Origin of the sequence: Enterococcus sp. 3G6_DIV0642 (assembly GCF_002140635.1) — a bacterium.
GTDB classification, from domain to species: domain Bacteria; phylum Bacillota; class Bacilli; order Lactobacillales; family Enterococcaceae; genus Enterococcus_D; species Enterococcus_D casseliflavus.
Window position 1 is genome coordinate 2023098 of the sequence record NZ_NGLH01000001.1, and the last position, 12341, is coordinate 2035438.

Consider the following 12341-nt stretch of genomic DNA (forward strand, 5'->3'; position numbering starts at 1 on the left):
TTGTTAATCATCCTTCCATCATTAATAGCTCTGGATCAGCTAATAGACGTTTGATATTATTCATTGCTTGTTGCGCTGTTGCGCCATCAACGATACGGTGGTCGAAGCTTAATGAAAGTTTCATCACACGTCCGACAACGATTTCGCCTTCAGCGTTTACGATTGGTTGTTGCGCGATCGTACCTACACCCAAAATAGCTACTTCAGGGTAGTTGATTACTGGTGTGAACCAGCCGCCACCAACTGAACCGATGTTACTGATCGTGATGGTACCGTTACGCATATCATCTGCAGCTAATTTGCCGTCATGAGCAAGTTTTGCTTTTTCGTTGATTTCATCAGCGATAGCAAACATGCCTTTACGATCTGCATCTTTTACGTTTGGTACATACAAACCATGGTCAGTATCTGTTGCGATACCGATGTTGTAATAGTTTTTGTATACGATCTCTTGTTTTGCATCATCGATCGACGCATTCAAGATAGGGAATTTTTTCACTGTTGCAGTCAATGCTTTCACAACATATGGTAAGAAAGTAAGCTTTGTGCCGTTTGCAGCAGCAACTTCTTTGAATTTCTTACGGTTATCCCATAGGTTTGTTACTTCAACTTCATCATGCAAGGTTACATGAGGTGCTGTTTGTTTGCTGTTTACCATCGCTTTAGCGATTGCTTTACGTGTAGGTGTTAAGGCAACACGTTCTTCTAAATCACCTAAGTTTGATTTGAAGGCTTTTGCTGGAGCTGTTGGTTTGCTTTCAGTTGCTGCAGCTTTGGTTTCTTCTTTCGCAGGAGCTTGAGTTTCAGCTTTTGCAGCTTGTCCGCCACCTGATAGGAAGTTTTCGATGTCTTCTTTTGTTACACGGCCGCCTTTACCTGTTGCTGATACTTGAGAAATATCAACATCTTTTTCGCGAGCGAATTGACGTACAGAAGGCATAGCCAAGACACGTTTGTTAGGATCTGCTGCTTCAACAACACTTGCTGAACCAGAAGTTTCCACTTTTTCTTTTGGTGCTTCTGCAGATGTGCTTGATGAAGCAGGCGCACTGTTGTGACCAGGTGCGTCGATTTCAACTAAAACATCCCCAACATTTGCGACTGTTCCTTCAGCAACAACGATGTTTTTCACTGTTCCTGTTACTGGAGATGGAATTTCTTCCACTGATTTGTCGTTTTGAACTTCAAGCAACGTATCATCTTCATTGATGGTATCTCCTGCTTTAACGAACCATTTTACGATTTCGCCTTCTGCAATTCCTTCACCGATATCTGGTAATTTGAATTGGAAAACGCCTGAACCTTCAGAAGAACCAGCTGATGCTTCAGCCGTTTCCGTTGTAGGTTCTGCCGCTGGTTTTGCTGGTGTTTGAGACTCTGCTGCTACACCTTCATCGCCTTCGTTGTCTTCATGTCCTGGTGCATCAATCTCAACAAGGACATCCCCAACGTTTGCGACTGTACCTTCAGGGACAACGATGTTTTTCACTGTTCCTGTTACTGGAGATGGAATTTCTTCCACTGATTTATCATTTTGAACTTCTAGTAAGGTATCATCTTCATTGATGGTATCCCCTGCTTTGACGAACCATTTTACGATTTCGCCTTCTGCAATTCCTTCACCGATATCCGGTAATTTAAATTGAAATGCCATTTTCTATTCTTCCCTTCTTCAACTATTAAAAGTTCACGATTTCTTTCACTTTGTCTTCGATGTCTTTTGCATTTGGCAACCAAATGTTTTCAGCTTGACCGAATGGGAAGATCGTATCTGGTGCAGACACGCGTCCGATTGGAGCTTCTAGTGATAGAACCGCACGTTCAGAAATTTCAGAAACGACTTGAGCACCAACACCTGCTTGTTTTTGTGCTTCTTGAACGACAACCACACGACCAGTTTTTTCAACTGATTTGATGATCGTTTCAACATCAAGAGGAGCAACTGTACGCAAGTCGATGATTTCAGCGTTGATGTTTTCTTTCGCTAAGTTGTCAGCAGCTTTGATTGCTTCACGAACCATCGCACCATAAGTGATGATGGAAACATCAGAACCTTCACGAGTTACTGCTGCTTTGTCTAAAGGAACTTCGTATGCTTCTTCTGGCACTTCTTCACGGAATGAACGGTAAAGTTTCATGTGCTCTAAGAAAACAACTGGGTCATTGCTGCGGATAGAAGCAATCAATAATCCTTTTGCATCATATGGGTTTGATGGAATAACGACACGGATACCAGGTGATTGAGCGATCAATCCTTCCAAGTTATCTGAGTGCAATTCTGGTGTGTGCACACCGCCACCAAATGGTGAACGAATAGTGATTGGTAAATTACGTGTACCACCCATACGGTAACGAGTACGCGCCATTTGACCAACGATTTCGTCAAAGGTTTCAAATACGAAACCAAAGAATTGGATTTCTGGAACTGGACGGAAACCTTCTAATGCTAAACCGAAAGCCAAGCCGCCGATACCAGATTCAGCAAGAGGGGTATCGAAGACACGATCTTCGCCGAATTTTTCTTGTAAACCTTCTGTTGCACGGAAAACCCCGCCGTTTTTACCGACATCTTCACCAAAGACTAAAATCTCTTTGTCATTTTCCATTTCAACAGCTAAGGCATCTGTAATTGCTTGAATCATTGTTTTTTGTGCCATGACTATTTCGACTCCTTCGCTTCGTAAGTTGCAATTTGTTCTTTAATGTTTTGTGGTTGAACTTCAAACATGTTTTTCAAGAAATCTGAAACTTTTTGTTTTGGCACGCGGTCAGCTTCAGCGATCGCTGCTTTGATTTCTTCTTTTGTTTGTTCAATGACTTGTTCTTCTTTTTCTTCAGACCAAAGTCCTTTTTCAGTTAGGTAAGTACGGAAACGTACCAATGGATCTTTTTGTTGCCATTCGCTGTCCATGTCTTTTGAACGGTAACGGGTTGGATCATCACCAGACAATGTATGTGGACCGTAACGGTAAGTCAAGGTTTCGATCAATACAGGACCGTTGCCGTTTGCTGCCCATTCACGAGCTGCTTTAGAAACATAGTACACTGCCAATGGATCCATACCGTCAACTTGGATACCAGGGATCCCAGCTGCTGCTGCTTTTTGTGCCAATGTTGGTGCCGCACTTTGTACTTCACGAGGTGTAGAGATCGCAAAACCATTGTTTTGGATGTAGAATACAGCGTTTGCATGGTATGCCCCTGCAAAGTTGATTGCTTCATAGAAGTCCCCTTGTGAAGAACCGCCATCACCTGTATAAGTGAATACAACATTTTTCTTATTGCGTTTTTTCAATCCTAAAGCAACGCCGGCTGCTTGGACGTATTGTGCACCGATGATGATTTGTGGTGGCAATGCTTTTAAATCTTCTGGGTAAAGGTTCCCAGCAACGTGACCACGTGACCATAAGAACGCTTCTTTCAATGGCAGACCGTGTTGGATCAATTGTGGTACATCACGGTAACCAGGTAATAGAACGTCTTCTTTTTCAAAAGCAAATTGACTTGCTAATTGGCTTGCTTCTTGTCCAGCAGTTGGCGCGAAGAAACCTAGACGACCTTGACGGTTTAACGCAGTTGAGCGTTGGTCTAATACACGAGACCATACCATACGAGTCATCAATTCAACTAATTCGTCGTCACTTAAATCTGGTACTAACTCTTGATTTACAATTTTCCCGTCTTTGTCCAAAGCTTGGTAAGTTGGAAAATCCGCATTGACTTGCTCCAAAATCGCTTGGAAATCAAGTGCTTTTTGTTTTTTTGCCATCTTGACACACTTTCCTCTCTGATATAAAAATTCACTTTCGTATGTAACAGGGTTTAAATCTGTACTATCGAAATTTCATTTACTCTTATAAATTATCATTTAACTTCGAAAATGACAAGTGAAAAGGGTATTTTTTTTAATAAAACAATTCCCACTGTAGCAACTCTTAAGAAAACATTAGTGAAATTAATCACATTAAAGCAATCGCTTTCTTCAGTTTTTTCTTTTCAGATTCTTTTTTTTATTTAAGAATAGTACAGCAATCATCATTTTGCTAAACAGATTTACCATTAACCTCCTTTTATTACTTGTGAAGGATTCGACTTGAATCAAAAAGAATTTTCTTAAGATGAGAAAAAAATAATACAGAGATCGGATAAAAAGAAACAGATCGGCAATTCTCCCCTCCATAGGAAGAACGCCGACCTGTTTTTTTAAATCCATTCTTTCGTTACATGAATGTAAATGCGTTTGGCAAATTCAACTGTTACTAAATAAGCGAAATTGATACCAATAAACCATGGCCAGTAGCTTGATGGCAGCGCCGCAAAATCGAAGACGGTGTGCAATGGCGTCAAGATAACTAAGAAGCCAACTGCAATTGCTAAGACGCTGGAGATCAGGACTGCCGGTGAAGCAATACTATTGATAAATGGTAATTTTCTTGTTCGGATCATGTGAACAACTAAGGTTTGTGTCGTTAAGCCGATCATAAACCATCCTGCTTGGAACAAGGCTTGCTCTTGGATCGTATTTGCACTAAAGACATGCCACATCACAAAGAAGGTCAAAATATCAAAGATGCTGCTGACCGGTCCAATGCCGACGGTAAACTTCAATAGTCCGCCCACTTGCCATTTGACTGGTTTTTCTAACTCTGCTTTGTCTACGTTATCCCATGGAATCGTCAATTGTGCCATATCGTACACCAAGTTTTGAACCAACAATTGAATGGACAACATTGGTAAGAAAGGTAAAAAGGCACTAGCAACTAAAATCGAGAAAACATTCCCGAAGTTCGAACTCAACGTCATTTTGATGTACTTCATCATATTGGTAAATACTTTGCGCCCTTCGATGACCCCTTTATCAAGGACATTCAAACTTTTTTCTAATAAAATGATCGAGCTGGCATCTTTGGTGATATCCGCTGCTGTATCAACCGAGATGCCAACATCTGCCGTGCGTAAAGCAGGCGCATCGTTGATGCCATCTCCCATAAAGCCGACCGTATGGCCTGCTGCTTGAATGGTTTCAATGATTCGTGATTTTTGCATTGGGTTTAATTTTGCAAACAGATTGGTTTTTGCAGCTTTCGCTGCTAACTCTTCATCTGATAGATGATCAATATCGGTTCCCAATAAGTATTTATCTGCATCGATACCAACATCTCGGCAAACTTTTTGCGCAACGATCGCATTATCTCCAGTCAACACTTTGACATTGATGCCATGACCGTGTAAAGAAGCAATCGCTGTTTTGGCTGTTTCTTTTGCTGGATCTAAGAAGCCCATAAAGCCAATCATGATCATGTCTTGTTCGTCTGCTACAGAATAAACGGCATCTGCGTGGGCATCGCGTTTTACGGCAACCGTTAACACACGCATCCCTTGTTTATTCAAGCGCAGGTTCACTTGACGTAATTGCTCTCTCAATTGAGGAGTCAGTTCCATCACTTTGCCATCAACTTCTACGTACTTGCAGACTTGTTCCATTTCTTCAGCTGCACCTTTTGTGACCATTAGTTGATGACCATCCGCATTGACAACAACCGTCAAGCGGCGACGTGAAAAGTCAAAAGGAATCTCATCGATTTTTGTCACATCGTTAAATGGCGCTGCCAAACCTTCTTCTTCATAGTAGTTTAGGACTGCGATATCCATCAGGTTTTTCCACCCTGTTTGATAGTAAGAATTTAAATAGGTCATATCAAGAACCTGTTTATCTTCTACGCCAAACGGGTTTAAATGTTGTACCAGCACGACACGATCTTCGGTGATCGTACCCGTTTTATCGGTACATAGCACATCCATTGCACCTAAGTTTTGAATTGAAGGCAATTCTTTGACGATCACTTTTTCTTTTGATAAAGAGATCGCCCCTTTGGCTAAGTTACTGGTAACGATCATTGGTAGCATTTCTGGCGTCAAACCAACTGCTACTGCAATCGCGAAGAACAACGCTTCGCCCCAATCACCCTTGGTTAATCCATTGATCAGTAAAACGATTGGGAAAAGAACCATGACCATTCGCAACAATAGTTTGCTGACTTTCGTTAAGCCATCTTCAAAGGTTGTTTTGCCGCGTTTCGTGGTCGCATTTTTAGCAATATCGCCAAAGAATGTACTTTGACCGGTTTTCAAAATAATGGCTTTTCCTTGACCACTTAAGACATCGGTACCCATGAAAACAAGATCTTGCATATCTAGTGCAGAAATTTGTTCATCGCTTTCTTTGATCCCAGCATCGACAAATTTTTCAACGGGCATTGATTCGCCTGTTAATGAAGATTGATTGATAAATAAATCTTTGGTCCAAATCAAGATCGCATCCGCAGGGATCATGTCGCCAGTTGCTAAGGTGACGATGTCTCCAGGAACGACTTCATCCATTGGAATTTCTCTCGTGATTCCATCTCTGGTTACGGAACAAGTATTTTCAATAAGTTCTTTTAACGCTAAGCTTGCTTTTTGGGAACGGTATTCTTGGACGAAAGTAATCATGACACTGGCTAAAATCATGATTCCCATCACGATCACTGCTTCAATATCGCCTGTTACAAAAGAAATAATCATTAATAGGGCTAAAACTAACACAAAGGGATCTTTAAAAGCGCCTAAGATCATCAACCAAGCGGGTGTTGGTTTTTGTGCGTCGACTTTGTTTGGACCATACTCTGCTAAACGTTCTGCAGCATCTTCTTCCGATAACCCTTGAAAGGAGGTCCGCATCTCCATCAATAATTCTCTTTCGGTCAATTTTGCAAGTAATTTTAGTTCTTGATCTTTCGATAGTTTTTTTAACATCTTTTTTTCCTCCTAGCACTTAGGAGTTGCTTACGCCACCCCTAGCGATTCGATAACTACTCCGCTGTTTCATCTGGGGACTGGGGTATTCCATGTGAATCTTCCTTTCTTTTTATTAGGTAAGTCACTGTGGAACGCGCGCAAAAGACACAAAAAAACGCACGCTCCCAATAAGCATGCGTAAAAAACTCATGATCATTGTAGAGCTTTAGCACTATAGGGCGTAGATAGCAAATTTGCTATCAGCTGCTTTGGGTTTAACCTTCACGATTAGACCTGTCCTACCAACTAAGCATCTCTCGATGCTTTTGCGGCAGCAGCTTGTGTCCATATAGGAGCCTCACCTAACAATTATTTGTATAAAATGTCAGTTCGTCGGAAGTCTTTCTTCCAACTATCCACATAATAACTGCTATCCTAACCAATGTCAACAGCATCTAAGGAAAAAAGCACCCTTTTTTCCAAGTTTTCCATAGGTTTTCAAATGAAAGGTCTTACAATAAAATAACAAATTTAAAGAACTGATGTGATTTTATACTTGATAAACCTTTATATACGAGCAGATGAACAGAAATCCTTTCAAAGCGAAACTCACACTTAATCAAGCCTCTTCGTTTGTCACAATCAACGAAAAAATGGAAACGGCGTTCACGCAGATTTCATGTATATAAAAAGACAGCCATTTAACAAACAGCTGCCTCTTTCTCTATGTTCCCCTATACTGGGAGAATTATTATTCACTCTAGCTCTCACGAAAAATGATCGGCTAAAATTTGCAGGATTCGCTGGCTTGCTTTCCCATCGCCGTATGGATTTTCTGCATGTGCCATGGTATTGTAAGCTTCTGGATCTTCTAGCAGTCGCTTTGTTTCCTGATAAACCGCAGCTTCAGATGTACCGATCAGTTTTAACGTACCAGCAGCAATGCCTTCGGGGCGCTCTGTTGTATCTCGCAAGACCAAAACAGGAACGCCTAATGACGGTGCTTCTTCTTGGACACCACCGGAATCCGTCAAAATCAAGGTACTTTGATTCGCAACGTTATGAAAATCAATGACATCTAAAGGCTCAATCAACGTAACATTTGCTAGTTCCCCAAGAATCTCCTGAGCAATCCCTCGGACTTGGGGATTCTTGTGCATAGGGAAAACCACTTTGATCGTTGGCTTCTCCTTTGCGATCTGTGCCAAAGCACGAAAGACCTGCTGCATCGGAGCACCTAAGTTTTCTCGACGATGCATTGTTAGTAGGATCATGGTTTGATCTGCTGCGGAAAGTTCTGGATGCTGGTATTCCTCCGAGATCGTATAACGCATCGCATCAATGGCGGTATTACCTGTTACATAAATCGCAGCCTCATTGCGGTTTTCAGCCAGCAGATTTTTTTTGCTTTGGGAAGTTGGCGCAAAGTAAAAATCAGCTAAGACATCGATCAACTGACGATTGGCTTCCTCTGGATAAGGAGATTTTTTGTTCCATGTGCGCAAACCGGCTTCCACATGCCCCACAGGAATTTGCTGATAAAAGGCGGCCGTTGCGGCTGCATAAGCGGTGGTCGTATCCCCATGAACCAGCACGATATCAGGAGTTTCTTTTTGCAGGATCGGTTCTAGATCTAGTAAAACTTTGGTGGTGATCCCTGTTAAAGTTTGCCCTAAAGTCATAATATCCAGATCATAGTCTGGTGTGATTTCAAAAACCGTTAATACTTGATCCAACATTTCTCGATGCTGCGCCGTCACCACAACGATCGATTCAAAACGCGGGTCGTTTTCCAATTCCTTTACTAGTGGCGCCATTTTGATGGCTTCCGGTCTGGTACCGAACACTGACATCACTTTGATTGTCATTTGGTCACCCGCTCCTCTACTCTTCGTTGCTTCTATTATAACGAAGAAAACAGAAAAACAAAATGGTTCTTCTTACAAAAAAAGAAACGACCAATAGAAGGTCGCTTCTTTAGTATCCTGTTTAGATCGTATCTCCATTAAAAATCGAATTTTTCACGATTACGTAATCCACTTTACGAATCGATTCTAAATCTTTTCCACCTGCATAAGAGATCGATGACTGCAAGTCTTGCTGCATTTCAACTAACGTGTCTTTCAAAGAACCTTTGTATTGAATCCAAATTTTCTTTCCTTCCACGTTTTTCTTTTCGCCTTTTTGAAATTCCGATGCAGAACCAAAGTATTCTTTCATCACAACACCGTTTTCTACTTTCGTTTCACCAGGTGATTCTTCATGACCTGCAAACAATGAACCGATCATGACCATTGTTGCACCGAAACGGACAGATTTAGCGATATCGCCGTGTGTCCGAATGCCCCCATCTGCAATGATTGGTTTGCGAGCAGCTTTGGCACACCAACGTAGTGCTGCTAACTGCCAGCCGCCAGTCCCGAAACCAGTTTTGATTTTTGTGATACACACTTTCCCAGGTCCAATGCCGACTTTCGTTGCATCTGCACCAGCGTTTTCCAATTCACGAACTGCTTCTGGCGTTCCAACATTTCCAGCGATCACAAACGTTGCTGGCAAATGCTTCTTGATGTGTTGGATCATATTGATCACGGCGTTTGAGTGGCCATGAGCAATATCGATCGTAATAAAATCAGGAACAAGCTCTTTGTCAGCTAGTTCTTCCACAAAGGCATATTCATTTTCTTTGACACCTACGCTGATAGAAGCAATCAAGCCACGGCTCTTCATTTTTTTGATAAATGGAATCCGTGCTTCTTCATCAAAGCGGTGCATAATATAAAAATAGCCATTTTCAGCTAAAAATTCTGCGATCGAATCATCAATAATCGTTTGCATATTTGCAGGAACGACAGGCATCTTAAAAGAGTGTCCGCCTAATGTCACCGTGGTATCACATTCTGAACGGCTGTTCACGATACACTTGTTAGGAATCAGTTGTATATCTTCGTAATCAAAAACTTTCATGTCAAACATAAAAATATCCTCCAAATCTTACTAAGAGTGAAGCAAGCATCAAATGGCCTCAGCCTATTTTTAACGCCCACAACAATTTAAACCACCTAGAAGTGAAATACAAGCTTTTTAGAAATACTTTTTGAAAAAAAAGGATGAATGTTCGTCTTTTACGAACATTCATCCTTATAAGTACTGAAAAAAACGGGATTTACTAATAAATTACGGCAAGATGTTCCCTGCTGCTTTATACACCTCATACCATTCATGGCGAGTCAATACGATCGAAGATGCTTGCGCGATTTCTTCGATCCGATGCGGGGTCATCGTTCCAGCAATCACTTGCATGTTTGCAGGGTGACGTAAGATCCACGCAGAAGCAATACCTGTCGGTGTCGTTTGATACTTGTCCGCTAGTTCAGTCAATTTTTCGTTCAACTCTGGGAATTTCTCATTACCGATAAAGACACCTTCGAAGAAACCATATTGATACGGAGACCAAGCTTGGATCGTCATCTCATGCAAGCGAGAATATTCAAGAATTTCTCCATCATGATCGACACTACCAGCATCCGTCATGTTGACATGAATTCCTTGATCGATCATTCCCGTATGCATGATCCCGAATTGCAGCTGGTTCGCTACTAAAGGTTGGGAAACATATTTTTTCAACAATTCGATTTGACCAGGTTTTTGATTGCTGACACCGAAGTATTTCACTTTGCCGTCTTTTTCTAATTGATCAAAGGCAGCTGCCACTTCTTCTGGTTCAAACAAAGTGTCAGGACGGTGCAATAATAACGCATCCAAATGATCGGTTTTTAATCGTTGCAAACTACCTTCCACAGAAGAAATGATATGCTCTTTCGAAAAATCAAACATTTCACCAGGAACGATGCCACATTTTGATTGAATAAACAAATCTTCTCTTTTGGCATCCGTTTTTGCTAATGCTTCCGCAAAAATCGTTTCACATTCACCGCGACCATAAATATCGGCATGGTCAAAAAAGGTAATGTCATTTTCAATCGCTGTCGTCAATACTTTGACTGGGTCTTTGGCATTGTTGATTCGCATCAAGCCTAAAATCACACTAGATACTTCTAAATCAGTGGGACCGAATTTAATTTTTTTCACGTAAAGTTCCTCCTTATTTAAACTACACTCCTATTTTAGCACAACAAGATGAAAACGCTATACCAACGTCAAAAAAACCTCCTATAAAACGAAAACCACCAGCACAACCGATCGGTTCTACTGGCAGTCCTCTTTTACTTTCAATTTTACTTACGCATAGAAACGTTCTTTACTTCATCGCCTTTGATGAGTTGCTATATTGCAAGGCTTTATCGCCGATATCGTTTCGATAATACAAGCCAGATAAAGACAACTTGCTGATTGCTTCATAGACGTTCTTTTGCGCAGTAGCTAAATCCTCAGCTGAAGCTTCCACGAGAAAAACGCGCCCACCAGCTGCCGTCAAATCGCCTTGATCAGCAGTCTCCTCCACTCCTGCATAAAAGAATTGTGTTCCTTCTCCTTCAGAGCTTGGGACAGGCATTCCTTGCTGATACTTGCCAGGATATCCTTGAGAGGCAATCACAACACCGATTGAAGCCGCTTGATTCCATTGGATCTCGGGCACTCGATCCTGCAAGAGAGCATCAATGATCTGGGCCAGACTGCTATCTAAACGACTTAACACGACTTGCGTTTCTGGATCACCAAAACGCGCATTAAATTCGATGACTTTCGGTCCATCATTAGTAGCAATCAGACCTGCATAAAGAATACCAGTAAATGGTGTCTTATTACGAATCATCCCTTTTGCTGCAGGAAGTAAAACTTCTTTGACCGCTTGATCGACAATTTCTTGCGGAATCTGCGGTACTGGTGTGTACGCCCCCATACCTCCTGTATTCGGCCCTAAATCGCCATCAAACGCACGTTTATGGTCTTGGGCAATGACCATTGGATAGACGGCTTCGTCCTTAACAAACGCCAAGAGCGAAAACTCTTCGCCAGCCAAAAACTCTTCGATCACCACTTTTGCACCACTTTCACCGAAAGCATTTTGCTCCAGCATCGCTTCGACAGCTGCATTCGCCTCATCAACGGTTTCAGCAACAACTACACCTTTGCCTGCCGCTAAGCCATCTGCTTTGATAACGATCGGTGCACCTTTACGTTGAATATAGGCTTTTGCTTGCGCACTATCTGTAAAGCTTTGATAGTCAGCTGTTGGAATGTGATTGGCACGCATCAATTCTTTGGCAAACTCTTTTGATCCTTCGATCATCGCTGCTTGTCGATTGGGACCAAAAATTTCCAAGCCCGCCGCCTGAAAATCATCTACGATGCCATTTAGTAATGGAACTTCTGGACCAACGAAGGTCCAATCAACCTCCTGCTCTTGAGCAAAAGCAATCAAACCTTCATGATCGGACTCTTCAATTGCGACTGTCACGATCCCGTCTTTTCGCATTCCAGGATTGCCCTTTGCACAAAAGACTGTTTCAACTTGAGGGTCTTGCAGAAACTTTTTTGCGACGGCATGTTCTCTGCCACCACTACCAATAACAAGTATTTTCATCGTCTTCTCCTATTTC

At 41.8% G+C, this 12341-nt stretch carries 8 protein-coding genes and 1 riboswitch; all 8 genes read right to left on the reverse strand.

From position 1 onward, the window contains the following. Window positions 1–7: 7 nt before the first annotated feature. The 8 genes from A5878_RS09685 to purD all read right to left on the reverse strand — a co-directional run bounded on the left by A5878_RS09685 (window position 8) and on the right by purD (window position 12325). Window positions 8–1654 (reverse strand): dihydrolipoyllysine-residue acetyltransferase, encoded by a 1647-nt coding sequence (locus tag A5878_RS09685; protein ID WP_081116646.1) that lies wholly within the window; start codon window positions 1652–1654, stop codon window positions 8–10. 25 nt (window positions 1655–1679) lie between these two features. Further along, the gene (locus A5878_RS09690) at window positions 1680–2657 is read right to left on the reverse strand and encodes an alpha-ketoacid dehydrogenase subunit beta (RefSeq protein ID WP_005230047.1); all 978 of its coding nucleotides are present in this window, start codon (window positions 2655–2657) and stop codon (window positions 1680–1682) included. 2 nt (window positions 2658–2659) lie between these two features. Beyond that, window positions 2660–3769: a pyruvate dehydrogenase (acetyl-transferring) E1 component subunit alpha gene (pdhA, locus tag A5878_RS09695; RefSeq protein WP_005231936.1), complete on the reverse strand. Its 1110-nt coding sequence runs from the start codon at window positions 3767–3769 to the stop codon at window positions 2660–2662. A gap of 434 nt (window positions 3770–4203) precedes the next feature. Continuing rightward, window positions 4204–6795 (reverse strand): magnesium-translocating P-type ATPase, encoded by a 2592-nt coding sequence (gene mgtA / locus A5878_RS09705; RefSeq protein WP_074535231.1) that lies wholly within the window; start codon window positions 6793–6795, stop codon window positions 4204–4206. A 187-nt stretch (window positions 6796–6982) separates the two neighbouring features. After that, window positions 6983–7154: riboswitch (M-box (ykoK) riboswitch) on the reverse strand. Between the two features lie 390 nt (window positions 7155–7544). Continuing rightward, a complete protein-coding gene (wecB, locus tag A5878_RS09710) occupies window positions 7545–8645 on the reverse strand; it encodes a non-hydrolyzing UDP-N-acetylglucosamine 2-epimerase (protein WP_005230040.1) in 1101 nt (366 codons plus the stop codon). A 121-nt stretch (window positions 8646–8766) separates the two neighbouring features. Beyond that, on the reverse strand, window positions 8767–9744 hold the full coding sequence (gene guaC / locus A5878_RS09715) for a GMP reductase (protein ID WP_005230038.1): 978 nt from the start codon (window positions 9742–9744) through the stop codon (window positions 8767–8769). Between the two features lie 210 nt (window positions 9745–9954). Continuing rightward, window positions 9955–10869, reverse strand: a complete 915-nt coding sequence (locus A5878_RS09720; protein WP_081116645.1) for an aldo/keto reductase family oxidoreductase — start codon at window positions 10867–10869, stop codon at window positions 9955–9957. Window positions 10870–11038: 169 nt separating this feature from the next. Further along, the gene (purD, locus tag A5878_RS09725; RefSeq protein ID WP_086295499.1) at window positions 11039–12325 is read right to left on the reverse strand and encodes a phosphoribosylamine--glycine ligase; all 1287 of its coding nucleotides are present in this window, start codon (window positions 12323–12325) and stop codon (window positions 11039–11041) included. Window positions 12326–12341 lie beyond the last annotated feature (16 nt).

Excerpts from the sequence above, each read along its gene's own strand:
- purD (WP_086295499.1), bottom strand. The coding sequence starts at position 12,325 with ATGAAAATACTTGTTATTGGTAGTGGTGGCAGAGAACATGCCGTCGCA.
- wecB (WP_005230040.1), bottom strand. The coding sequence starts at position 8,645 with ATGACAATCAAAGTGATGTCAGTGTTCGGTACCAGACCGGAAGCCATC.
- A5878_RS09690 (WP_005230047.1), bottom strand. The coding sequence starts at position 2,657 with ATGGCACAAAAAACAATGATTCAAGCAATTACAGATGCCTTAGCTGTT.
- guaC (WP_005230038.1), bottom strand. The coding sequence starts at position 9,744 with ATGAAAGTTTTTGATTACGAAGATATACAACTGATTCCTAACAAGTGT.
- pdhA (WP_005231936.1), bottom strand. The coding sequence starts at position 3,769 with ATGGCAAAAAAACAAAAAGCACTTGATTTCCAAGCGATTTTGGAGCAA.
- A5878_RS09685 (WP_081116646.1), bottom strand. The coding sequence starts at position 1,654 with ATGGCATTTCAATTTAAATTACCGGATATCGGTGAAGGAATTGCAGAA.
- mgtA (WP_074535231.1), bottom strand. The coding sequence starts at position 6,795 with ATGTTAAAAAAACTATCGAAAGATCAAGAACTAAAATTACTTGCAAAA.